This is a genomic window from Consotaella aegiceratis, assembly GCF_036541425.1.
Classification (GTDB): Bacteria; Pseudomonadota; Alphaproteobacteria; order Rhizobiales; family Rhizobiaceae; genus Consotaella; species Consotaella aegiceratis.
In genome coordinates, this window is the sequence record NZ_JAZHFT010000007.1 from 55,461 (window position 1) to 78,225 (window position 22,765).

At 63.8% G+C, this 22,765-nt stretch carries 26 protein-coding genes and 1 tRNA gene; 16 read left to right on the plus strand and 11 right to left on the minus strand.

The genetic code is table 11. The features are described from left to right. Positions 1-358: 358 nt before the first annotated feature. The gene (locus SMD10_RS07130) at positions 359-1,147 is read right to left on the minus strand and encodes an alpha/beta hydrolase (RefSeq protein WP_331684978.1); all 789 of its coding nucleotides are present in this window, start codon (positions 1,145-1,147) and stop codon (positions 359-361) included. A 290-nt stretch (positions 1,148-1,437) separates the two neighbouring features. Between SMD10_RS07130 and SMD10_RS07135 the strand changes: the two genes are divergently transcribed. Further along, positions 1,438-2,022, plus strand: a complete 585-nt coding sequence (locus tag SMD10_RS07135) for a poly-gamma-glutamate hydrolase family protein (RefSeq protein ID WP_331684979.1) — start codon at positions 1,438-1,440, stop codon at positions 2,020-2,022. Positions 2,023-2,178: 156 nt separating this feature from the next. On the opposite strand, the gene SMD10_RS07140 is transcribed toward SMD10_RS07135, so the two are convergent. Continuing rightward, the gene (locus SMD10_RS07140) at positions 2,179-3,066 is read right to left on the minus strand and encodes a class I SAM-dependent methyltransferase (RefSeq protein WP_331684980.1); all 888 of its coding nucleotides are present in this window, start codon (positions 3,064-3,066) and stop codon (positions 2,179-2,181) included. Between the two features lie 98 nt (positions 3,067-3,164). Here SMD10_RS07140 and SMD10_RS07145 point away from each other — a divergent pair, with 98 nt between their 5' ends. From SMD10_RS07145 to SMD10_RS07165, 5 genes are all read left to right on the plus strand, one after another. Beyond that, a complete protein-coding gene (locus tag SMD10_RS07145; RefSeq protein WP_331684981.1) occupies positions 3,165-3,914 on the plus strand; it encodes a ComF family protein in 750 nt (249 codons plus the stop codon). Between the two features lie 38 nt (positions 3,915-3,952). After that, on the plus strand, positions 3,953-4,210 hold the full coding sequence (gene grxC, locus SMD10_RS07150; protein WP_331684982.1) for a glutaredoxin 3: 258 nt from the start codon (positions 3,953-3,955) through the stop codon (positions 4,208-4,210). A gap of 30 nt (positions 4,211-4,240) precedes the next feature. Beyond that, on the plus strand, positions 4,241-5,107 hold the full coding sequence (locus SMD10_RS07155) for a carbon-nitrogen hydrolase family protein (protein WP_331684983.1): 867 nt from the start codon (positions 4,241-4,243) through the stop codon (positions 5,105-5,107). Beyond that, positions 5,104-5,532 (plus strand): DUF1178 family protein, encoded by a 429-nt coding sequence (locus SMD10_RS07160; RefSeq protein WP_331684984.1) that lies wholly within the window; start codon positions 5,104-5,106, stop codon positions 5,530-5,532. Before SMD10_RS07155 ends, SMD10_RS07160 begins: the two co-directional genes overlap by 4 nt. A 350-nt stretch (positions 5,533-5,882) precedes the next feature. Beyond that, positions 5,883-6,623 carry a GGDEF domain-containing protein gene (locus SMD10_RS07165; RefSeq protein ID WP_331684985.1) on the plus strand — a complete coding sequence of 247 codons (741 nt, stop codon included), beginning with the start codon at positions 5,883-5,885 and terminating at the stop codon, positions 6,621-6,623. Between the two features lie 55 nt (positions 6,624-6,678). Here SMD10_RS07165 and SMD10_RS07170 read toward each other — a convergent pair whose 3' ends face one another. Continuing rightward, a complete protein-coding gene (locus SMD10_RS07170) occupies positions 6,679-7,257 on the minus strand; it encodes an HAD family hydrolase (RefSeq protein ID WP_331684986.1) in 579 nt (192 codons plus the stop codon). 185 nt (positions 7,258-7,442) lie between these two features. Further along, on the minus strand, positions 7,443-7,685 hold the full coding sequence (locus tag SMD10_RS07175; protein ID WP_331684987.1) for a hypothetical protein: 243 nt from the start codon (positions 7,683-7,685) through the stop codon (positions 7,443-7,445). Between the two features lie 221 nt (positions 7,686-7,906). Here SMD10_RS07175 and SMD10_RS07180 point away from each other — a divergent pair, with 221 nt between their 5' ends. Together SMD10_RS07180 and SMD10_RS07185 are read left to right on the plus strand one after the other, a co-directional pair. After that, a complete protein-coding gene (locus SMD10_RS07180; RefSeq protein ID WP_331684988.1) occupies positions 7,907-8,164 on the plus strand; it encodes a type II toxin-antitoxin system RelE family toxin in 258 nt (85 codons plus the stop codon). Positions 8,165-8,264: 100 nt separating this feature from the next. Beyond that, a complete protein-coding gene (locus SMD10_RS07185) occupies positions 8,265-8,546 on the plus strand; it encodes a helix-turn-helix domain-containing protein (RefSeq protein WP_331684989.1) in 282 nt (93 codons plus the stop codon). A 112-nt stretch (positions 8,547-8,658) separates the two neighbouring features. On the opposite strand, the gene SMD10_RS07190 is transcribed toward SMD10_RS07185, so the two are convergent. Then, positions 8,659-8,734, minus strand: a tRNA-Lys gene (locus SMD10_RS07190). 315 nt (positions 8,735-9,049) lie between these two features. Further along, positions 9,050-9,265 (minus strand): hypothetical protein, encoded by a 216-nt coding sequence (locus SMD10_RS07195; protein WP_331684990.1) that lies wholly within the window; start codon positions 9,263-9,265, stop codon positions 9,050-9,052. 312 nt (positions 9,266-9,577) lie between these two features. Between SMD10_RS07195 and SMD10_RS07200 the strand changes: the two genes are divergently transcribed. The 5 genes from SMD10_RS07200 (at position 9,578) to SMD10_RS07220 (ending at position 15,419) form a co-directional block, all read left to right on the plus strand. Next, positions 9,578-11,014: a UbiA family prenyltransferase gene (locus tag SMD10_RS07200; RefSeq protein ID WP_331684991.1), complete on the plus strand. Its 1,437-nt coding sequence runs from the start codon at positions 9,578-9,580 to the stop codon at positions 11,012-11,014. Continuing rightward, entirely contained in the window at positions 11,007-12,347 is a 1,341-nt protein-coding gene (locus SMD10_RS07205) for an FAD-binding oxidoreductase (protein ID WP_331684992.1), read from the plus strand. The genes SMD10_RS07200 and SMD10_RS07205 overlap by 8 nt, the downstream gene beginning before the upstream one ends. 146 nt (positions 12,348-12,493) lie before the next feature. After that, complete coding sequence (locus tag SMD10_RS07210) at positions 12,494-12,931, plus strand: EamA family transporter (protein ID WP_331684993.1); 438 nt, start codon at positions 12,494-12,496, stop codon at positions 12,929-12,931. Continuing rightward, complete coding sequence (locus tag SMD10_RS07215; RefSeq protein WP_331684994.1) at positions 12,928-13,941, plus strand: NAD-dependent epimerase/dehydratase family protein; 1,014 nt, start codon at positions 12,928-12,930, stop codon at positions 13,939-13,941. Before SMD10_RS07210 ends, SMD10_RS07215 begins: the two co-directional genes overlap by 4 nt. A 23-nt stretch (positions 13,942-13,964) precedes the next feature. Next, positions 13,965-15,419 (plus strand): aspartate aminotransferase family protein, encoded by a 1,455-nt coding sequence (locus SMD10_RS07220; protein ID WP_331684996.1) that lies wholly within the window; start codon positions 13,965-13,967, stop codon positions 15,417-15,419. A 60-nt stretch (positions 15,420-15,479) separates the two neighbouring features. Here the strand turns inward: SMD10_RS07220 and SMD10_RS07225 are convergent, their stop codons facing one another. Next, positions 15,480-17,231, minus strand: coding sequence for a hypothetical protein (locus SMD10_RS07225; RefSeq protein WP_331684997.1), 1,752 nt, complete (start codon positions 17,229-17,231; stop codon positions 15,480-15,482). Between the two features lie 320 nt (positions 17,232-17,551). On the opposite strand from SMD10_RS07225, the gene SMD10_RS07230 reads away from it, so the two are divergent. Continuing rightward, positions 17,552-18,328 carry a DUF1194 domain-containing protein gene (locus SMD10_RS07230; RefSeq protein WP_331684998.1) on the plus strand — a complete coding sequence of 259 codons (777 nt, stop codon included), beginning with the start codon at positions 17,552-17,554 and terminating at the stop codon, positions 18,326-18,328. Between the two features lie 43 nt (positions 18,329-18,371). Here SMD10_RS07230 and SMD10_RS07235 read toward each other — a convergent pair whose 3' ends face one another. Together SMD10_RS07235 and SMD10_RS07240 are read right to left on the minus strand one after the other, a co-directional pair. Beyond that, complete coding sequence (locus tag SMD10_RS07235; RefSeq protein ID WP_331684999.1) at positions 18,372-18,671, minus strand: virulence factor; 300 nt, start codon at positions 18,669-18,671, stop codon at positions 18,372-18,374. Between the two features lie 54 nt (positions 18,672-18,725). Then, positions 18,726-19,361 (minus strand): exopolysaccharide biosynthesis protein, encoded by a 636-nt coding sequence (locus SMD10_RS07240; protein WP_331685000.1) that lies wholly within the window; start codon positions 19,359-19,361, stop codon positions 18,726-18,728. Between the two features lie 224 nt (positions 19,362-19,585). On the opposite strand from SMD10_RS07240, the gene SMD10_RS07245 reads away from it, so the two are divergent. After that, complete coding sequence (locus SMD10_RS07245) at positions 19,586-19,720, plus strand: entericidin EcnAB (RefSeq protein WP_331685001.1); 135 nt, start codon at positions 19,586-19,588, stop codon at positions 19,718-19,720. A gap of 171 nt (positions 19,721-19,891) precedes the next feature. On the opposite strand, the gene SMD10_RS07250 is transcribed toward SMD10_RS07245, so the two are convergent. Then, positions 19,892-20,065, minus strand: a complete 174-nt coding sequence (locus SMD10_RS07250) for a hypothetical protein (protein ID WP_331685002.1) — start codon at positions 20,063-20,065, stop codon at positions 19,892-19,894. A gap of 306 nt (positions 20,066-20,371) precedes the next feature. Next, a complete protein-coding gene (locus SMD10_RS07255; RefSeq protein WP_331685003.1) occupies positions 20,372-20,857 on the minus strand; it encodes an Lrp/AsnC family transcriptional regulator in 486 nt (161 codons plus the stop codon). Positions 20,858-21,182: 325 nt separating this feature from the next. Between SMD10_RS07255 and SMD10_RS07260 the strand changes: the two genes are divergently transcribed. Then, positions 21,183-22,685: a sensor histidine kinase gene (locus SMD10_RS07260; RefSeq protein ID WP_331685004.1), complete on the plus strand. Its 1,503-nt coding sequence runs from the start codon at positions 21,183-21,185 to the stop codon at positions 22,683-22,685. The last annotated feature ends 80 nt before the right edge of the window (positions 22,686-22,765 follow it).

Consider the following 22,765-nt stretch of genomic DNA (forward strand, 5'->3'; position numbering starts at 1 on the left):
GGCCGACGATCGCGGCTGGCCGCAGGCTTGTCCACCCAATGACGGGCATTGCCCTACTGAAGGCGCTCCGTGATCTGTCATGGACGCCAACGAGCGCGCGCGGGTCGATCTCCGGCTTAGGACTGAGATGGGCCGGAGGAGACTGTCAGCTCCACAGCATCAGCTGGCGGAAAGTTGCCAACCCGCAAGCGATCTATGCCCTTCTGGAGGGTCTATCCGCAATTCGAAAACGGACATTTGTTTGGCGGCTGCTTTCCATTGAGAGGGGCGCAAGAAGAGGGCAGCGCTTTGGATGGCGGACCTGAGTGTGGTCGTTTCAATCAATTGCGGCGTTCCCACATCGAAATCAGCAGCTGCACTATGACAACATGCCCATTTTTTTCAGCCAGGCGATCACCAAGTTGGGCCATTGCCCGATCGGCAGATCCGGCTTTCGCAACGCGAACGCGTGACCGCCCTTGTCGAAGATGTGCAGTTCGGTTGTCACGCCTGCTTTCTTGAGCCTTTCCGCGTAGACCAAACTATTGCACACATTGTCGACGTCGTCGTCGCGCGCGTGAACGAGAAATGTCGGCGGCGCGTCCTTGGTCACCTCGAAATTCGTTCGCCGCGGCTGGCCAGAGTCGAAACACATGTGCCCCGGGAAGGCGGCGATCGCGAAGTCAGGCCGGCTGCTTAGCGTGTCCACCTCGTCTACGGGTGAATAGTTGGTCTTTAGGATATTGCTTGCTTCCGCCACCAAAAATCCGCCAGCGGAAAACCCGATCACGCCAATCTTGTGCGGATCAACATTCAGGGCCTGCGACCGTGCTCTGACAAGTCGGATCGTGCGTTGAGCATCCTGAAGGGCCCTGCGGATCTTCGGGATTACCCGGCAATGGCATTTCGTGTCCCAATAGTCATCACTTCCCGGCACCCGATATTTGAGAAGCACGCAGGTCATGCCATTTGCGGTTATCCAATCGCAGATCTCGGTGCCTTCCAAGTCCATCGGCAGGGCACGAAACCCGCCGCCGGGAAAAACCACGAGCGTAACGCCGGTGTTCTCGCCCTTTGGCGGATAGATCGTCATCGTCGGATTGGAGACGTTGAGAACCGTCTGGGTTCCGGGCTTCAGACTTTCGGGCGGCAGAGAAATTCCCTGCATGTCTAGCGCGCCGTGCGGCCAGATTGGAATTTGCCGGGCACCCGTCGACGGTTGCCAAACTTGATCTTCTGCGGCCTGGGATTGCCAACTCGCTGTCAACACGCCGGCCAGAGCGCATAGGAGCAAGAAAAATATCCGTGACATCTTTCCGCGTTTCCCTTGTTGTTAATCGGCTAATTTTTTTTTTGGCGTTCATGACAATTGAAATGTCTGCATTCGGACGTCTACGCTCAAAATTTTGAGCGTCCCAAATGGGCGCTGCCCGGCCACAAATGCGGAACGAGAGCTCTATGGTCGACCGCTACCGCTCCTTTGACGATCTAGCCAACAACGCGCGGCTAGGAATCGACTATCGCATTCGCTTCGCGGACCGCAGCACGGCGTGTGTGATTATTGCGCCGCACGGCGGATGGATCGAGCCGAACACGTCGGAGATCGCCGAGGCGATCGCGAAAACAGACCTCTTGTTCTACACCTTTGAGGTGCTGAATAACGGCGCTCACAGCGACTTCCACATAAGCTCTCACCGCTTCGACGAACCCAATGCTATCGACATTGTCGGCAAATGCGCGACCGCAGTCGCAATCCATGGCCGGCAGGACGATGGGAGGGAAGCGGTCTGGTTGGGTGGTAGGGCCACCGCCCTATGCGATGCGATCGGCAATTCACCGCACGCCGCCGGTTTCGAGGCCAAGCCCAACAAAAAGCTGCCCGGACACAACCGTACAAACATCTGCAACCGCACGCTTTCAGGCGAGGGAGTGCAGCTTGAGATTCCGCGATCGCTGCGCCGCCAGCTGGCGTCCGATGCGAATTTCCTAAGGGTCTTTTGCCAAGCCGTCCGAAACGCGATCTTGTCTTCGCGCCGTAAGTGAACGACTGCTTTCAGCAGCGGTCCGAACGGCATTTGGATGGCAGACTGGGCGCCATTTGGCCGATTTTGGCGAGCGATCGGAGGTCGTCTTGCGCTCGCTCATCCCTCAAGCCGTGCCGCCGGCAATCATCCTCTGCCGCCGAGGGGGCCGCCGGCGTTAGCCCAACTCGTCCGACCGGTCTTTCAGGGCCGAGGCGAGGCTGACCTTGGCACTGCCTGGCCGAAGCGGCTTCTGCTGGCTTTCGTGCGGCTTCCAGCCCGACAGGTAGACGATCTCGAAGGTCGCCCGCAGCCGCCCGTCCGGGTCGGCAAAGCGCTCCTGGTAGATTTCGGCGGCGCGGAAGAACAGGCCGCGCGGCGTCGGCGCCCTGCGTCGTTCGACCAGCATGTTGGCCATGCCCATGGCCCTCAGGTCGGCCATCAGGTGGAACAGGGTCGCATAGCGGACGGTGAGCTGGTCCTGGTCGACCACGGGCAGGGCAAATCCGGCGCGTTGCAGCAGCGCGCCGGCATCGCGGATATCGACGAAGGGCGCGACGCGCGGCGATACGCCGCCGGAGAGCTCGGTTTCCGCCTGGAGCAGCGACGCCCGCAACTCGGCCAGCGTAGCGCCGCCGAGCAGGGCGGCCAGAAACAGGCCGTCGGGCCGCAGCGCGCGCCGGATCTGGATCATCGCGCCCGGCGTGTCGTTGGTGAGGTGCAAGGCGAGCGGCGAGAGCACGAGGTCGACGGCGTTGTCGCGTAAGGGGAGGGCTTCCTCGTCGCCCACCACCGCACGGATCGTGCCGGCCAGCAACGCGGGATCGCGCTCGACCCGGATCACCTCCGCGACCTGCGATCCGGCGGCCAGCCGATGGGCGAGTTCGCCGGTATGGCCGCCCAGCTCGACCGCCGTCTCGAAGCGTCGGTCGACCAACGACAGGCGGTCGACGAGTTCGTCGCAGACGGTATCCAGCAAAAACCGCGCCTGCCGGGCGTCCGGCCGCCGCGCCGCGGCGACGCGCCGCCGGTCGAGCAGTCGCCTGTCGAACAGATGCTCGCTCATTCATGCTCCTCGTTCCGGCTCGCCCCGGTCACTTGCCGCTTGTAGCTGATGGTAAACGGAGTATCGTCAAGGCGCTCTGGGATCGGAGGGATGCTGCCATGGCGTTCTGGAAGCGGGGGAGCAGTGTGCTCGGCGGGCCGTTGTCGCGACTGCTGTTCCCACCGATCTGTCCAGGTTGTCAATCGGCGACGGTGCGGGCCGGCGCGGTGTGCCCGGCCTGCTGGAAGCGGCTGCGCTTCATCGAGCGGCCCTATTGCGAGGTGCTGGGCCTTCCCTTCAGCTACGATCTCGGCCGCGGCTTCCTCTCGGCGGAAGCGATCGCCGATCCGCCTCCCTTCGCGCGGCTGCGCGCCGCCGTCCTTTACGAGGATCTGGCGGCTCGGCTGGTCAGCGCCCTGAAATACGGCGACCGGGCGGATCTCGCGCCGATGATGGCCGCCTGGATGGCGCGCGCCGGCGCGGAGCTGCTGGAGGAGGTCGACGTCGTGGTGCCCGTGCCGCTGCACACGGGCCGGCTGTGGCGGCGTCGCTTCAACCAATCGGCCGAACTGGGTCGTCATCTCTCGCGACGATCGAACCTGAAGATGGCGCCCTTGGCGCTGGTGCGCGTGAAGGCGACCAAGAGCCAAGTCGGGTTGGGACCCAAGGAGCGTCACGACAACGTGCGCGGCGCCTTCCGGGTGAAGGACGAGAGACGCTGGGAGATCGAGGGCCAGCGCGTGCTCCTGGTCGACGACGTCTACACGACCGGCGCAACCGCGGCGAGCGCCACGCGTGCCCTGCAGCGCGCCGGAGCCCGCGACGTCGACGTGCTGACCTTTGCCAGGGTTGCGGCGGGCGCGATCTGAAGCCATATGATCCAGGCTTTTCACGAAAGAGGTTCTGGATGGCGAAGGTCACGATCTATACCCGACCGGGGTGCGGCTACTGCGTCAGGGCGAAGCATCTGCTCGATCAGAAGGGCGTGGACTACGACGAGAAGAGCGCCGGTTCGGCGCCGGAGCTGCGCCAGGAGATGATCCAGCGCGCCAACGGCCGCTCGACCTTTCCGCAGATCTTCGTCGGCGAAACCCATGTGGGCGGCTGCGACGATCTCTACGCGCTGGACCGCTCCGGCGGTCTGGACCCGCTCCTTGCAGCCTGACATTGGCACCGATCGCCGTATAATGCGCTCATGACGACCTTCACCGCCGCCGTTCTGCAGATGCGCTCGGGCCTCGAGCCGACCGACAATGCCCGGATGTTCGAGGACTTGGCACGCGAGGCGGCAGGGCAGGGCGCGACCTATCTGCAGAGTCCGGAAATGACCGGCATGCTGCAGCGCGACCGCGCCGCGCTGATGGACCGCCTCAGGCCGGAACGCGAGGATCCGGTGGTGACGACCGCCGCCAGGCTTGGGCAGGAGCTCGGCGTTCACATTCATCTCGGGTCCGTCGCGGTGCCGGCGGGCGACGGCAAGGTCGCCAACCGCTCCTTCGTCTTCGCGCCGGATGGGCGTCGGCTCGCCAGCTACGACAAGATCCACATGTTCGACGTCGACCTGGACAATGGCGAGAGCTGGCGCGAGTCGCGCACCTACCGGCCCGGCGAGACGGCGCGGCTCGTCGATCTCCACTTCGGCAGCGAGACGGCGCGGCTTGGCCTGGCCGTCTGCTACGACCTGCGCTTTCCGCTTCTCTTCCAGCGCCAGGCGCTCGCCGGCGCCGAGATCCTGAGTGTGCCGGCGGCGTTCACGCGGCAGACCGGCGAGGCGCATTGGCACGTGTTGCTGCGGGCGCGGGCCATCGAGAACGGCGCTTTCGTCATCGCGGCCGCTCAGGGCGGCCGGCATGACGACGGGCGCGAGACCTACGGTCATTCGCTCATCGTGGATCCCTGGGGGCGCGTTCTTGCCGAGGTGGACGGCGACGAGCCGGGCATTGCGCTCGCCGTCATCGACACCGACGCCGTCGGCGCGGCGCGGGCGAAAATCCCCAATCTGGCCAATGCGCGACCCTTCGAGTTGCAATTCGCAGGCCAGCCGGGCGGGGCCGCGTCATGATCCGCTTCGATCTTCGTTGCACGCCGGCGGGGCACGGCTTCGACGGTTGGTTCCGCTCGAGCGAGGACTACGAGACGCAGGCCGCCCGAGGTCTCGTCACCTGTCCGATCTGCGGCGCGACCGCGGTGGAAAAGGCCCTGATGAAGCCGGCTGTCTCGACCTCGCGCAAGGCGGCGGCCCGCTCCGAGGTGATGAACGCCGAGGCCGCCAAGGCCTACGCGAAGCTTCAGGAGATCGCCCGGCACGTGCGCGCCAACGCAGACTATGTCGGGCCGAAATTCGCCGAGGAAGCGCGCAAGATCCACTACGGCGAGATCGATGCGCGGCAGATCTACGGGGAGGCCTCGCCTTCTGAGGTCAAGAGCCTGTCGGAGGAGGGCATCGAAGCCGTCCCCTTGCCGCCCTTGCCCGAGGATAAGAATTAGGGCCGGTCTCGCTCGCCGAGCGGCATCCCGACGGCGTGGTTCCGGACGCGAACGGTGGCCTTCGAAAAACGGTTTCCCGAGCCCGCGACGAATCATTAAAGACTGACCCTCGACATACACGGCCGGTAAGCCGGGCTGACGGATCGGCGCTTTCGATATGTCGACGTGCAGCCGGCCCGTGCCATATATGCTCGCGATGCTGCATATGCCCGTGATGCCGCAGGGAGATTCGAGTGCGTTTGTATGCGTTTATGCAAGGCTTGGCATGGCCTCGCTCCTATGTCGGCAAGTTGCTCGCAATCTGCTTCGTCGGGACCCATGTGCCTTTGATCGTTCTTTGCGTCTGGGCTTTGTCGCGCGGCGATTTCAGTGATCAACTGCCCACTCTTGGGGTTGCGCTCGTCGCGACCCTTTTCGGTACCGGGCTGACGATCTATGCGGTGAGCCAGATGATGGCAACGACCGGGGCGCTCGACCGCTACGCGGCGGAGCGCGAACTCCCAAATCTGCCGTCCTCCTATGGCGATGCGGCCGGCCGCTTGATGGCACGCGTGCAGACGGTCGTGGTCGACCTCGACAATTGCCTGGGCGAGCTCGAAACCCAGGCGGCCACTGACCCGCTCACCGGCCTGGCGAACCGACGCTGGCTGAGCGCATCGGGCAATCAGGAGGTGAACAACGCCCGTCGCAAGGATGGCAAGCTGTCGATGCTTCTGATCGATGTCGACAACTTCAAGGCCCTCAATGACGTCCACGGCCACGAAGTCGGCGATCGTGCGCTGATCGTCGTCGCCGATGCGATCCGGGCGTGCATACGCGACAGCGACCGGGGCGTCCGGCTCGGCGGCGACGAGTTCTGTGTGGTTCTTCCAGACGTCGACGGAGCGACGGCGAAGCTCGCGGGAGAGCGCATCCGCGAAGCGGCACGCCGGGCCTCGAGCGATATCTTGGGCACGGACTGCCTGACCTTGAGCGTCGGGGTGACGAGCTTCGGCCCCTCGGATCGGTCCTTCCTCGATCTGTATCGCCGCGCTGATCGGAGCCTCTACAGGGCCAAGGCCTCGGGACGGGACCAGCTGACGTTCGGTTAACGAGGGACGCGCGTCTCAAGTCCGCACGCCTGGATCGTTCGCCAGCGCGGGAGGCCTAAACCAGGTCTCGCAGTCTCTTCTCTCTGGTCCAGAGGACTGCGCCCCACCCCGCCTCCAGGGCGGCTTCGACATTTGCTCGGGTATCGTCGACGAGAACCAGCGATTCCGGCCGGTGGCCGCTTTGGCATGCGGCCGCTTCGAAGAAGGCGCGCTCCGGCTTTCGCGCTCCGATTTGAGCGGAGTAGACGATCCCATCCACGTGGTGGCGCAGACCGAGATCATTCATCAGATGAGCGGCCCGCAGATGGTCCTGGTTGGTCGCCAGAACGATGCGAATTCCGCGCCGTCGAAGGTCGCTGCAATCGGCGAGGGCAGCCTCGTCGAGACGTGCGTCCATTGCGAACCAGTAGTCGATGAAATCTTGCGGTTTCAAGGATGGCGCCAGACCAGCGAGTGCGGTTTCAATCACGCTCCATAGCTGTTTGCGGCCGGTCACGATCTCGTTCCAGTGCGGCTCGAAGAGTACTGCGTGCAAGGCGTCGCGACTGATGCCGAGATCCGACCCGATGTCGGTCGCCCAGAACAGGCCATCGGCGGGCCGCCCGTTGACGAGGACGCCGTCGACATCCAGCATGAGGCATCGCTGCATCGTATCTGTGCTCCCCGCGGCAGATCTATCGCCAAGCGATCATCGATCGAAGAGCGGTCGCGTACAAGAGAACAGGACCGTCGCCGGCAATTCCAGAGGGACCGTCGATGACCGCGGTCCACGACCTCGTAGGTCGATTTCAGACTCCCGTTGTGGACCGCCGAGGCAAGTCACTGGTCCGAGGCGTCGGACGTCACCGAGAGTTCAGGGCTCAAGGGTCTGACAGACGGGATCGGGTGGCGAGTGTCGAGATAGAGCCAGGTGTCGACCTTCTGGCTGTCGCAGCGCGGGCAGCGAATGGGAAGTTTGGGCTTGGGGTGGCCGATCCAGACGAAGTCCGGCCCCACCGACTGTTGAACCTGCTCGAGATCGACGTCGAACGCTGCCCGGCACTCAAGGCAGAGCCCGTGCATGGTGGATCGAGCCTCCCGGAGGCCGCCGATAGTATGAAGTGGGCGTGCGCTGAGCGTCATTTTTCGGGAGATAGAGTCGGACACGGATGGCGGCAAGACGGTTTTAACCGTCTTGTCATCGATGGGGCTGGGGCAGAGGGCAAAGGCGACGCTGAATGCGATGATCCGATGCGTCTCCAGCACGATGCGGTATTGACAAGGGTTAGCTGGTAGCTAACATCATGGGTATGAAAGCCGTTCAATATCAGAAGCAGGCGCTGAAGGTATTGCGGCGCATGCCACGGAATACGGCTCAAACAATCCGCCAGAAGATCGAGCAATATGCGGAAGACCCAAAAAGCCTTCGCAACAACGTCAAACTGTTGGCAGGCAGGCCGGGCAAGCGGCTGCGGGTCGGAGACTGGCGGGTGATCTTCGACGAAGACGACTGCGTCATCGATATTCGTGAGGTCGGACCTCGGGGCAGCATCTACGAGTGACAGGAGCACGGTCGTGCAGGTTGATTTCATCGAGAAGGACGGTGTCCGTCTGGCCGTGCTGCCAGAGGCCGAATTTCGGCGTCTGGTGGAAAAGGCCGAGATGGCCGACGACATCGCCGCTTATGACGATGCCAAGCGTCGCTTGGCGAGCGGCGAGGACGAGATGATACCGGCTGAGTTTGCCCACCGCCTCCTCGACGGGGAGAACCCGATCCGCGTGTGGCGAGAATTTCGCGGCATGACTGCCACCCAACTCGCCGAGCGCATCGGCATCGCCAAAGCTTATCTGTCGCAGCTCGAGAGCGGTCGGCGCGAAGGCAGCATGCGGACGCTGCGCGCTTTGGCCGAAGTGCTCAAGGTCGACGTCGATGATTTGATTTGACGCTGAGCCCGAGGCCGTCGATCGCACACTTAGCGTGACTTAGGCGCGAGAATGGTTTCTCGCCCGTCGCGAGAGCGTTCTGCCAGCCGTACCGCGCGTTTTGCGGAGAAAGTGGTGGGTGATACAGGGCTCGAACCTGTGACCCGCTGATTAAGAGTCAGCTGCTCTACCAACTGAGCTAATCACCCAAACCGGCGACCTGCGCCGCAACGCTGTTCGCGTTGACGGCGGCTATATAACCAGCCTGTTCCCGCCTGTCCACCACCGTATCGGCGGAGTCTGTGCATTTTCTGTGATGCTTCGTATCGGCACCGGAAACCGGGAGAGGGCGAGCGCTCGCGGCGGGCTGCGGCTGGCCGACAACGCGGCGCGCCCAGGCGTCATACGCCGGGGACAGCGCCCCATCGGGCCCATGCCTTCTCCAACGCCGATCGTCGGATCGGCGCGACACGGCATAGGTTGGGATGAGGAGGATGAGGAATGCGACCGTGTGAGCTGGTCTCTCAGGACGCGGCTTTCCATTCCCGCCAGTGCGTCGGGTTCACGTTGACGAGGCGGCCCGTCTTGGCGTTGATCCAGCCTTCGATCGTGCGCCGGCACGGGAAGACGAGCGGATGCGGATCGTCGTCCTCGATGACGGCCAACTGCAGATCGCGGTCGAACAGGGCGCTGGATATTTCCTTCCACATACCCGTGACTATAGCCAACGCGTCGCGCATCCCCTTGATCTGGATTAACTCTTGCAAAAAAGCACGGGCAGCCTTTCACTCTGCGGGCTGCTCGGTTTCGCCCGGCCGGAGTGACGTCGGATCCAATCGATGAGGCGCGTGAGCACAAAGACCGTTTCGGACCGGAAATAGATTCAAGTCGTCATAAAGATCGTAACGCTGAATTCACCCTAGCCGAAAAGATCAGCCCACCAAACTTCCTTTACGCCACTCTGTTCATTCCCTGGCAACGCCGGCAAGACCAAGGTGTCCTCGTCGCGACATCAGCTCCTCGACGAAGAGCTGAAGAGAGGACAGGGTGGAATGGACGCCAGAGTCATCCAGAAAGTTCGACCGATCTATGTCGATCTCGACGGAACGCTGATCAAGACCGATCTACTATGGGAATCCTTGGCCATGCTGGCGCGCCAGCATCCGCTGACGCTGTGGCGCGTTCCGTTCTGGATGGCCGCCGGCAAGGCACGGCTCAAGGCCGAACTCGCCAAGCGCATCGACTTTAAGGCCGAGCTTCTGCCTTATCGCGAAGAGCTCGTCGCGGAACTGGCGTCGGCGCGCGCAGACGGTCGGCGGATCGTCCTGGCCACCGGCGCCAACGAGCGGCTCGCTCAGGCGGTCGCCGATCATCTCGGCATCTTCGACGACGTGATGGCGAGCAGCGACACGATCAATCTGACGGCCGATCGCAAGCTTCAGCGCATCGAGGCCGAGGCCGATGCCCACGGCTTCGACTATGTCGGCAATTCGCGTGAGGATCTCTGCCTTCTGGAGGCGTCGGCCGAGCCGACCGTGGTGGCGCCGGATCGCCATGCGGGACATTGGCAACGCCAGACCGGGGCACGGCGGCTGAATGACGACGGCAGCCGCGCACGGGCCGCGCTGCATGCGATGCGGCCGCACCAATGGGCGAAGAACGTCCTGGTTTTCGTGCCGCTGACGCTCAGCCACGACTTCCTCGACTTTCCCATGCTGATCGCTGGTCTGCTGGCCTTTTTCAGCTTTTCGTTCGCGGCGTCCTCGGTCTACATCTGCAACGATCTTCTCGATCTGGAGTCGGACCGGCGCCACAAGACCAAGTGCCGGCGCCCATTCGCCAGCGGCACGCTGCCCATTCCGGCGGGGCTCAAGCTCGCGGCCGGGCTATTCGTGGCGGCCTTTGCGATCTCGGCCTTCCTGCCGCCCGACTATCGCCTGATCCTGATGGCCTATTTGGTGATGACCTCCGGCTATTCGCTGTTCATCAAGCGGATGCTGTTGATCGACACGCTGGTGCTGGCCGGGCTCTATACGGTGCGCATCGTCGGCGGCGCGGCGGCTGCGGACGTCGGCATCTCGTTCTGGCTGATCGCCTTTTCGATCTTTTTCTTTCTCTCGCTGGCGCTGGTCAAGCGCTACACCGAGATCGTGGATTTCGGCGGCGGCGCGGAGCGCTCCAAGACCGGGCGCGGCTATGTCGACGTCGACCTGGAGACGCTCAGCCAGGCCGGCATGGCCTCGGGCTTCGCCTCCGTGCTCGTTCTCGCCCTTTATATCGACAGCTCCGACGTGCGGCATCTCTACGATGTGCCTTGGCTCATCTGGCCGCTCTGTCCGCTGGTTCTCTATATCATCGTGAGGATCTGGGTCCTCGCCCGGCGCAACCAGATGCACGACGACCCGGTGGTCTTCATCATGCATGACTGGCGCAGCCAGATCATGATCGGGCTCGGCGCCATCATGTTCCTGACGGCCTCCTATGTCTGACGCTCGCTACGAAAGCTGGGGACGCCTCGACCGCGATCCCGTGCACGCCCGGCCCCTGGACGAGGCGCCGTTCCGCCAGATCGGCGAGGGAGGGCTGCTGCCCTTCGGCAACGGCCGTTCCTATGGCGACAGCTGCCAGAACCGGGCCGGCGAACTGATCGATTGCCGCGGCGCCGACCGCATCCTGGCCTTTGATTCCGAACGCGGCGTGATCATCGTCGAAGCCGGCGTCCTGCTGCCCGAAATCATCCGGATGGCGGCGCCGAGCGGCTGGTTCCTACCCGCCACGCCCGGCACCCAGTTCGTCACCGTCGGAGGCGCCATCGCCAACGACGTGCACGGCAAGAACCATCACCGCCGCGGCACGTTCGGGCGCTGGGTCAGGGCCTTCGAGCTCGAGCGCTCCGATCGGGGACGGCTGGTCTGCTCGGCGGACGCCAATGCCGACCTTTTCGCCGCGACGATTGGCGGCATGGGGTTGACCGGGGTGATCCGCTGGGCGGAGATCCAACTCCTCAAGGTGCCGTCGCTGACCATCGACCAGACGACGCTTCGCTTCGACCGTCTGGACGACTATTTCGACGCGGCGGCCGAGGCTGACGACGCCCACGAATATTCCGTCGCCTGGATCGACTCTCTTGCAACCGGCCGATCGCTGGGTCGCGGCCATCTGATCATGGGCGACCATGCCGAGGAGGGGGACCTGAAGGGGCGGGCGGGCCGGCCGCTTTTCAGCGTGCCGTTCACGCCCCCGATCAGCCCGCTCTCCGGCCTTTCGCTCAAGGCGTTCAACGAGGCGTTTTTCCGCAAGATGCCGAACGGATCCAGCCGTCGCCGCAGCCGCTTCGAGCCGTTCTTCTATCCGCTCGACCGCGTCGGGCGTTGGAACCGGCTCTACGGGCCGCGTGGCATGCACCAGCATCAGAGCGTCGTGCCCGACGACGTGGCACGCGAGGCCGTGCGCGCGCTCATCGAATGCGCGCAGGCGCATGGCCAGGGCTCGTTCCTCACGGTGCTGAAGCGCTTCGGCGCCGTGCCGAGCCCCGGCATCCTCAGCTTTCCTCGCCCCGGTTACACGCTGACGCTCGATTTTCCGCACCGCGGCGAGGCGACGCTCAAGCTGCTCGCGGAGCTGGATCGGCTGGTCGTGGCCGCCGGCGGCGCGCTGAACCCCTACAAGGACGCCCATATGGCTCCGGATGTCTTTGAAGCCTCCTTCGCCAATTGGGGCGAACTGGAGCGGTATCGCGATCCGGCGATGGTCTCCGACTTCTGGCGCCGCACCGCACTGGCATTGCCGGCGCCCGCAGCCGCCCGGATCGCGGCGGAATAAACGCAACGGACGCGGTCCGGCCGGGTCGCCCGGCCGTCGCGGACTGCGATTGTGGGACCGCTTCGCGAGCGGCCTCGTCGAGAAAATCCTAGTGGCATTCCGCCAATGGTCGCGGGGGTGCCGGTCACCGGGAAGGTGCGAATAGCATGGCGAAGTACATACCCTTCATTCTCTTCACCGTGTTCACCAACGCGGCGGCCCAGGTCATGCTGAAATACGGCATGATGCAGCTCGGCCCGCTGTCGTTTGCGGGCGTGAACCCGGTGCTCAAGATCCTGCAGATCGTGTTCAGCCCGTTCGTCTTCCTGGGGCTCTGCACCTTCGTCATCTCGATGGCGTCGCATCTCTTCGTGCTGTCGAAGGTCGAGCTGTCCTTTGCCTATCCCTTTCTGTCGCTCGCTTATGTGGTCGTCGCGGTGATCGCCTATTTCGTCTTCCGCGAGGACCTCAACGCCTCGCGGATCGCCGGCATCGCGCTGATCTGCATCGGCACGATCTTCATTGCCCAGGGCGGCAGCCGCATCCACGAGGACGGCGACGTCGCCGCCCTTACCCCCGATTCCGCGCACGAGGTTTCCCGATGAAACACATCCTGTTCGGCGGCGACGGTTTCGTCGGCCGCCATCTCGCTCAGAAGCTGGTCGAGGACGGCGAGGAGGTGATCGTCGCCGACATCGCCAAGAGCCCGCTGCCGCACTACGCCCAGTGCCGCCACATCGCGACCGACGTCACCGATCAGGCCGCGGTCGACGCGGTGCCGATCGCGGCCGACGACATGGTCTACAACCTGTCGGCCAAGATGCTGTCGCCGATCATGCCACGCGCCAAGCGCCACGACTTCTTCTGGCCGGTGAACTACCACGGCACCGAGCACATCATCCTGGCGATGGAAAAGGCCGGCGCCGGGCGGCTCGTGCACTTTACCACCGACATGATCTATGGCCACACGGTCGTCACTCCGATGACCGAGGATCATCCCGTCGCGCCGCTCGGCGAATACGGTCTGTCCAAGCTCCGGACGGAGGAACTGGCTCAGGTCTGGCGCGACCGCGGCATGCGGATCTCGCTGTTCCGGCCGCGCCTCATCATCGGGCCGGGCCGGCTCGGCATTCTCGAAAAACTGTTCAAGCTGATCGATCGAAACCTTCCTGTCCCGATGATCGGCTCGGGGAAGAACCCCTATCAGTTCATCTCTGTTTTCGATTGTGCCGAGGCGGCCCGTCTCGCCTGGAAGGCGGGCGTGCCCAACGAGGCCTACAATCTGGGTTCGCTCAATCCGCCGCCGGTCCGGAAGCTCCTGGGCGACCTGATCAAGGATGCAGGGTCGAAATCCTTCCTGCTGCCGACGCCCGCCTGGGCGGTGAAGCGGACGCTGGATACCCTGGATCTCGTCAACATGCCGCTGATGGATCCCGAGCAGTATCTCATCGCCGACGAAGAGTGCGTGCTCGACGTCGGCAAGGGCGAGCGCGATCTCGGCTGGGTGCCGCGGTACCGCGACGAGGACATGCTGATCGCCGCCTATCGCGAATATCGCGCCAAGCTCGCGGGCCGGCTGTCGTCGGCCGCGGCCCATCCGGCCCCGGCCGAATAGCTGGCCAAACAAGGAGAATTGGGATGCTCGATCGTCCGACCGTCGTCGCTCCGCCGCTGGCCGAGCCGCTGCATCAGGGGCCGCCGAAGCCCAAGCTGATCAGCCTGGAGGAGGCCAAGGCGATGGACGTCGCCACGATGGCCAACCTGTTCAAGGATCATATCAACCCCGGCCAGTTTCATTTCATGAAGCTGCTCGGCTTTCACAAGGTGAAGGTCGAACGCGCCGAGGGCATGTACTATTTCGACCAGAACGGCCGGAAGATCCTCGATTTCTTCGGCGGCTTCGGCTCGCTGGCCTTCGGCCACAACCATCCGCGTATCATTGAGGCGCGCAAGCGCTTCCAGGACGAGCAACGCCACGAGATCGCCATCGCCTTCCTGTCGCAATATGCGGCGGCGCTGGCCAAGAACCTCGCCACCGTCTCGCCCGGCGATCTCGACATGGTGTTCCTGGGCTCGACGGGCTCGGAGGCGATGGAAGCCGCGATCAAGGTCGCCGAACGAGCCTCGGGGCGCAGGAACTGCAAGATCCTGCATGCCGAGAACTCCTTTCACGGCAAGACCAAGGGCGTGCTTTCGCTCACGGATTCGCCGCTTTACCGGGGCGAGTTCAAGCTGGTCGACAACACTGTCAAGGTGCCGTTTGGCGATCTGAAGGCGCTCACCCGAGCCATCGAAAGCGATCCGGACATCGGCGTCGTGGTGCTGGAGACGGTCCAGGGGGGAGCCGGCATCGTCGAGGCGCCGGCCGAGTACTGGCAGGGCGTGCGCGCGGTCTGCGACAAGCACAAGGTGCTTTGGGTGGCCGACGAGGTGCAGTGCGGCTACGGCCGGACCGGCCGCTTCTATGCCTTCGAGCACTACGGCGTGGTGCCGGACGTGACCGCGCTCGCCAAGTCGTTCGGCGGCGGCAAGGCGGCGATCGGGGCGATGATCGCCCGGCGCGAGGTCTACATGAAGGCCTACGGCACGTCGAAGACCGCGATGATCCACGCGCATGCCACGTTCGGCGGCATCGGCGAGGCGTCCGCAACGGCTCTCGAGGCGCTGGAGACGCTCTACGACGAGGACCTGATCGGCAACAGCGCGATGGTCGGTGCCTATCTGAAGGAGCGGCTCGAGACGCTTCGGGCGAAATATCCGACGATTATCAAGGAGGTGCGCGGTCGGGGCCTATTCGTTGGTCTGGAGTTTCAGGATTTCTCGCGCACACTGCCGTTGGCTCTGCGGCCGATGATCGCCGTCCTCGACGACAAGCTGAAGGGCTCCCTGTCCGGCTTCATCGGGGCGCTGCTGCTGCGCGACTACGACATCCTGGTTGCCTTCACCGAGTACAACCGCAACGTCATCCGCCTGGAGCCGCCGTTGATCTGCCAGGACGAGCACGTCGATACCTTCTGCGACGCGCTCGACGACTTGCTGTCGCGCGGCATCGTCGCAATCGTCAAGGATTTCGTGAAGTCCCAGATGGGGTGAGCTGTCCTCGGCCCCACTGACAGGAAAAGCCGGGATGCCTATCGGGCGTCCCGGCTTTTCCTATTGAACGGGTGCGGTGTCGCCGGCCGGTCGGTCGGCGGAGCGCAATCCGGTTCTGATGTAGCCGTCCCAGCAGGGCGACAGCGCGACCCGCTGGTGGCCCTCCAGGCCGGCCTGGTAGATGGTCCTTAGCGCGATATTGGCGCCGGTGATCGGGCATTTCGGATAGAGCACGAGGTCGGTCCGGGCGACCTCCGCCAGCACCGCGTCGCTGGGCGGCGGGACTGCGCGATAGGGATCGGCGCCGATGGCGACCAGCCGGGGCGCGTGGCGGTCGAGCAGCCAGGGGAACGGGTTGACGAAGTTCAGGTTCATGATCGTTTCGAACCGGACGGCGTGGTCCGCCTCGTAGCCGAGGATTGCATCCACCGCCTGGTCGACCGCCATCAGCCAGGTGATCTGGAAATCCGGATCGGTGTAGAGCGTGAAGCCCGGCAGTTCGCCCTGGTCGGCGATGTACTGATAGGTCTGCGGAAAACGCTGGTAGACGTCGAGCATGGTTCGGGCGTGCGCCATGAATTCGGAGCGCTGGTTGACCGCGCCGAGTGTCTTCAGGTGCTGGTTTGCGAGCTTTTCGTATTTGATCTGCCCGATGAAGGCGCGGGCGCTGCGATGCAGGATGTCGACCGTGGTCGGCAGGACCGTCGCCGCCACCAGGCTGAAGATCACGACGAGCCCGCGGCCGTGGAACCGCGTGGCGTGGATGAGGACGACCAGCAGCACCGGCCAGATGAAGATGAAGGCCTGCCCGCCGGTGTTCTGGGTTTCGAAGAACAGGGCGGCGAACAGGACGACGGCGAGCCAGCATGCGTCGCCGTCCAGGAAGGTTTGCACCCTGACAAAGGCGGATGGGGGAGGAGAGGCCGGCGAGGCCGGTCGCTGCGGCCGCATCAGCAGCAGCGCGAGAACCAGCAGGCAGCCCGAGGCGAAGACGCCGAAATGGATGGACGCCGCCTGGACGAAGCGCGGCAGCAGCTCGCCTTCGTTGAGGAATACGAGCGCCAGAATGTCCCTGACATAGGCGCTGACGACGCCGGTCAAAGCCTCCAGCGCTCCCAGCCCCGCCAGAAACACGAGTGCCGCGCCGAACGCCACCGACAAGGCGAGGCGTCCGACGGCGAAGGCGAACAGGCAGAGGATCATCGCCGCGACGAAGCCGGTGATCTTGCCGAGAAAGAGAGCGAGCGCGCAGACCGCCACGACCATCAGCAGCGTCTTCTTGCCGCGAACCAGGGCCAGGGCGGCGGTCAGCACGTAGAGCAGATGAACGGTCTGGCGATTGTAGATGCCATAGCCATCGACGCTCGGAAAATGCGAATATTCCTCGATATTGACGGGCAGGATCGAAAAGATCAGGAAAGGAACGAGCAGGGCCAGCGCGACGCTGCGCGACCGGCGATCGACGTCGAGGAGGATTAGCGCCATCAACGGCGCGGTGACCACGAGCAGCGACCACTGCACCAGAAACAGCGGCTGGGCCCGGGGAAAAATCTCGATCAGCAGAGCGAACAGCCAGTAGCCGAGAGGGCCGACCGGGGCGAAGAAATCGACGCTGGGGAACTGCCCGTCGAAGATGCGGTTGGCCGCGTCGAAATAGATGAAAAGGTCCCAGTATTGCGGGCCGATCGGTACAGTCAGCGGCAGCGCAAGAAGAACCGCAAGGACGACGACAACGACGGCAAGCAGGACAAGGGGCGACGATAGCATCATCCGCCTGTCCGTCGTCGGATGATCGCTGGTTGTCGATGTCACCGGAGTCTCCCCGTCGTTCCTTTGAAATCAGCGTGGCAGAGCGCCTGATTCGCTGCAGACGTGATCCGCGAGGTCGCAAATAAAGGTGCGATCATTTGGTTAATGAACTTTTGGCGTCACATGGAAGCTGGGCCGAGAACCGCGGCATCTGGCGTTTTCACTTATGCCGCAATGTGTTGACTGACGAATTAACGCTCTTGTGAATTGCGCGCCGGCGACCTTGATAAGACCGTCGGCGAATGCGGACCTTAAAACGATTCTTCCCAAGACCTCAGATCGCCGCCGTGGCGGCTTGCTTCTGTTCTCATGCCGGCGGCGCGATGGCGCAGGCTGAGAACGGGGAGCGTGTTGACGTCGAGCTGGTTCTCGCCGTCGACGTCTCCTGGTCGATGAACGGCGAGGAGCAGGAGATTCAGCGTGCCGGCTACGCGGCCGCCTTCCGGAGCGAGGAGGTGCAGAGCGCCATTCTCGAGTCGGGATGGGGTCGGGTGGCCGTGACCTATGTGGAATGGGCCGGCAGTTTCACCCAGGAGACGGTCATTCCCTGGAGCCTCATCGACTCCAAGGATGCGGCCGATGCCTTCGCCTACCGCCTGGCCAACGAAGAGCCCGGCCGCGGCCGGCGGACCTCGATCTCCAACGCGATCGACTATTCGGCTTCGCTGTTCGACGGCAACGGCTATGCCGGACTCCGGCGGGTGATCGACATTTCCGGCGACGGCCCCAACAACGAGGGGCGGTCCGTCGTGGACGCCCGTGACGAAGCCGCATCGAAAGGGATCGCCATCAACGGGCTGCCGCTGATGACGTCGGGCTTCGAGCATGGCTATTCGTCCTGGGGATCGATCCAGAACCTCGACCGCTACTACTCGGACTGCGTGATCGGCGGACCCGGCGCGTTCATGATCCCGGTAAACGACTGGGAACAGTTTCCCGAGGCCGTGCGCCGCAAGCTGGTGATGGAATTGGCCGGCGGCTGGCCGCAGGAGAGGGCGCCCGAGCGGCCGATCATCCGCGTTCAAGCCGAGCCGGCCATCGATTGCCTGATCGGCGAGAAGATGTGGCAGGAGCGGCAACAGCGCTGGATGCAGCCGTAGCGTTGCCCGATCCGCCTCGCAGAAGCGGACCGGGCAACGCTTGCTAGGGTTCGCGGCCGCCGTTCGCCACTAGACGGCGCAGCCGCGCAGGCCCGTAGCTTCGGTCGAGCTGCTCGATGAGGCGCCGCACCTCCGGTTCGGGATCGTCGGCTTCGATCTCGACGCGCGACGTGCGAAACTGGCTGGCATCGGCGGCCGGCGAATCCAGCCCTTCGCTGGCGGCGACGGCGTCGATCGCGTCGCCAAAGCGGATCGGCATTTCCCGGCGCACGGACCGGCCCCGGCCGTGCACGGCAACCAGGGCCGGAATATCGCGCCAGAAGGTCACTTCCAGCTCAGCCACGTTCACCCCGCTCGCACCACGATGCCGAAGTCTCGGCCGGTATCGCGCAGCAGTCTAGACGATGGCCAGAACGGCCAGAAGAGCCGCACCGTAGAAGACCGCGAGAAAGAGGATCGAGCCGGCTGCGACGATGGTGGCGGCCGCCAGCCAGATGCCGTCGCGCGCCGTCAGTGCCATGCCGAGAAGGGCGATGGCGACGCCGGGAAACATGTTGGTGAACGGCATCGGGATGGAGACCAGAACGGCAAGAGCCAGCGCCAGCCAGCCGATCGCCGAGGCGACGAGCACATCGCCGGCCGGCCAGAAACGAGGGCGGGCGAGGCGCTCGAGGCGGCGCAGCATCGGCCCGATGCGGGTGCTGAAGCGGTACAGGAGATCGCGGCTGACCCGCGCCCGGCGGATGCGCTCCGGCAGCCAGAGGCGCCGCCGGCCGAGAGCGAGCTGCAGCGAGATCAGAATCAGCGGCAACCCGGAGATCAGGGATGCGCCCGGCGGCAGCGGAATGAGGTTGAAGCCGCCGAACAGGATGAAGAAGGCGCCGAAGACGCGACCGTCGAACGCGGTCGACAGATCGCCGACGGTCATATGTTCGCCATCGCGCCGCGCGGCCAGATCGCGCAGGATCGCAGAGATGCGGCGTTGTGTCCGTTGCTTGGTCCGGCGCGTCGAGGTTTGGGGGATGGCGGACAACGAGCACTCTCTGGGGCTTCTGAACGACGGCAACGGCTAGCACAAACTCTACAATCGGGTGAAACAAAATAAGATGAATGAACTTTGTTCCGAGAACGGCAACTCTGGGGCAGACACACACCCGCGTCAGCGCCGATCGATCGGCAACGCCGCTTTGCAGTCCCAAGGAACCGCAAGAACCGCCTCCTCGTTCATTGAACATCAGTCAGTATGAGGAGATCGACATGCCCCGGCGCCTTGCCATCATTTCTCTGGTTCTCGCCACAAGTTTCACGCTCGTCGCTTGCGCCAACACCGTTCGCGGTGTCGGCCGGGACGTCAACGCGACGGCTGATGCCGTTCAGGACAGCGTCAACTAGTCATCTCCCCCACGGGGTGACCAGAAAAGACGATCCTTTAGAAAAGTTCCAGGTCGGCCGGCAGGCTACGAATGCCGGCCGATTACCATTTGTTAACTATAAATGGTATTGATGAGTGGCAATGCTGATTCGTCGTGACCTGGGCCTGGATCCGCGATGCTTCCGTGCTTTCTAAACGATACCCTGCCACCGCGACTCGATGATCCCGTCTTGCTGCGTCAGACCGTCGAATGGCTTCTGGATCAAGAGTTTGACCGGTACGCGATCGAACGGGCTCTCGTCCAGACCGTCCCGGTTGATCTCGACCTTCTGGCCGATTGCTTTACGGCCTGCTCTTTCCGTCACGCATGATCTTTGCCGACGCGCAGACTTGGTGTCGCTACCGAGTGCTGGCGCGTGCGTCGTTTTGTCGTCGGGATTTCAATATTTCTTTGCGAGCTGCCGCGCCGCGTTAGTCACTCGGTAAGACCTCCTGAGTACAAAGGATGTGCTTGACGAGCCTCCGTCCCAAAGCCTCGGCCAAAGGTCTCGCGTACCGGGGCAGGGACTGGCGGATCGTCTTCCGCCCCACCGCCTGCGCGATGCGCGGACGAGAGGGCCAGCATCCACCCGACCGCAGACAGGGCCGGTAACGGGCGAAAGCCCGCCGCGTCAGCTTTCGCGCGGCTCCTTCTCCAGCACCATGTAGTCCAACGGCAATTCTGTCGTGTACTTGATCTGCTCCATGGCGAAGGCGGACGACACGTCGCGGATCTCGATGCGGCCGATCAGGCGCTTGTAGAAAGCGTCATAAGCAGCGATGTCCGGGACGACCACGCGCAGGAGATAGTCGACGTCGCCGCTCATCCGGTAGAACTCCACCACCTCCGGAAATTCGCCGATCACCTCCGAAAAGCGTTTCAGCCATTCGTGGGAATGCGAGTTGGTGCGGATCGAGACGAAGACCGTCACTGGCACGTTGACCTTGCGCGGATCGAGCACGGCGGCGCGCCTGCGGATGACGCCTTCCTCCTCCAGCTTCTGGATGCGGCGCCAGCAGGGCGTCGTCGACAGCCCCACTCGCTTGGCCACATCGGCCACGGCGAGGGTAGAGTCCTCCTGCAGAAGCCTCAGGATCTTTTTGTCGAGCCGGTCCATGGGTCCTCATTCGATCGCATCGGTGGGCGCTCAAGATAGGCAAGCGGGGCCGAAACCGCATCCCGTTCCTTCCAAATCGTCCGGTGTTCAGCCCGTCGTTGCCCGGCGGTTCGTCAAAGCTCATCCGGAAAGGGGATGCACTGTCGAGCCGCCTGAGACAAGCGCCGACGTGTCGGTGGAACTTCATCGCTGAAATAAGCGGGCCTATGCCGCGGCCGCGGGCCAACGGCGATTTTTCGCTCTTCCTTAAGGCATTTCTTTAAACTTTCGGCAAGAAGATAGCGGCTCAGCCGTCCGCTCCGCCAGGGTCACCGATCGCGCTCACATGTCTGTCGTAGCCGAGTCAACTTATGACAAGAACGTGCTTGCACGGCGCAATACGCCGCGCGACGTCGAGCTTGCCAGGATGCTTCGGGCGACGCGCGACCGGCTGACATCGAAGCGAGGCGTTGCGCCGCGCTTCGACCGCGAACTGCTGGTCCAGCATGTGGCGGTGCTCAAGAGCGCTGCCATCGTAGCGCTGGCCTCGATCGTCGTAACCTGTTTCGCGTTGTCGGCCTTCATCGGTATGCCGGCCGCGCTCCTCTGGCTGGTCCTGTCGCTGCTCGCGCACGCGACCCTCACTCTCGTCATTCGCCGCTTCCAAAGCATGGGCCACGACGAGTGGAGCCTGGAGGCATGGAGCCGTCTGCTGCTGGCCGGCCATATGGCGGTGGGTCTGAGCTGGGCCTATTTCGCGGGACTGGGGTGCGACACCTGCGAGCCCCTGCGCTTCGACATCTTCCAGTTCGCGATCCTGCTTCTGGTGATCGCGCTGACCGCCATGGTCTCGTTCAACCTGAAGGGCACCGGCTTCGGCTTCCTCCCGGTGATCGCCGTCCTGGTCTACCGCATGGCGGAAGACCCCGATCCGGTGATGCTCGCCATGCGCGGCGTGCTCATCGTCGCCGTGCCCTTCTTCATGATGGTGTCCGACCAGCTTCGGCGCAACGCCTTGGATCGGCTGAAGCACCAGGCCGAAAAAGACGAGCTGATCGCCGAGCTCGAGACGGCGCGGATCGTTTCCGACGAGGCCCGTCGCCGGGCGGAGGAGGCCAACCTGGCCAAATCACGATTCCTGGCGACCATGAGCCACGAATTGCGTACGCCGCTCAACGCCATCCTCGGCTTTTCTGAAGTCATCTCGAACGAGATTCTCGGTCCGATCGGCAATCCGACCTATGGCGAGTATGTTCGCGACATCCACAATTCGGGCCGGCACCTGCTCAATGTCATCAACGAAATCCTCGATCTGTCGCGGATCGAGGCTGGCCGCTATACACTGAACGAGGAGGCGATCGACCTCGTCGGCATCGCCAAGGACTGCATCAGCTATATCCAGCTCAAGGCGCAGGCCAAGTCGATCTCGCTGGTGAGCCAGTTCGAGCGCGATCTGCCCAATCTCTGGGCGGACGAGCGCGCCGTCCGGCAGGTGATCCTGAACCTTCTGTCGAATGCGGTGAAGTTTACGCCGAACGGCGGCGAGGTGGTGGTGCGCGTCGGCTGGACGGCGGGCGGCGGCGAGTACGTCTCGGTGCACGACAACGGTCCGGGCATCCCGGAGGATGAAATCCCGGTCGTGATGTCGTCGTTCGGCCAGGGCTCGGCGGCGATCAAGTCGGCAGAGCAGGGCACCGGCCTCGGGCTGCCGATCGTTCAGGCGCTCGTCCAGATGCACGACGGCGTGTTTCGACTTCAGTCGAAACTGCGCGAGGGCACGGAAGTCATCGCGATCTTTCCCTGCACCCGCGTTCTGGAGATCATGCCCGCGATGGCAACGGCGTCCTGAGACGCGTCTTTAAAGCGCGCAGGACAGTTCCGCCGACGTCGTGCCGGTATGGGCAGGTGGCCGGAATCGGCGGCGCTTGC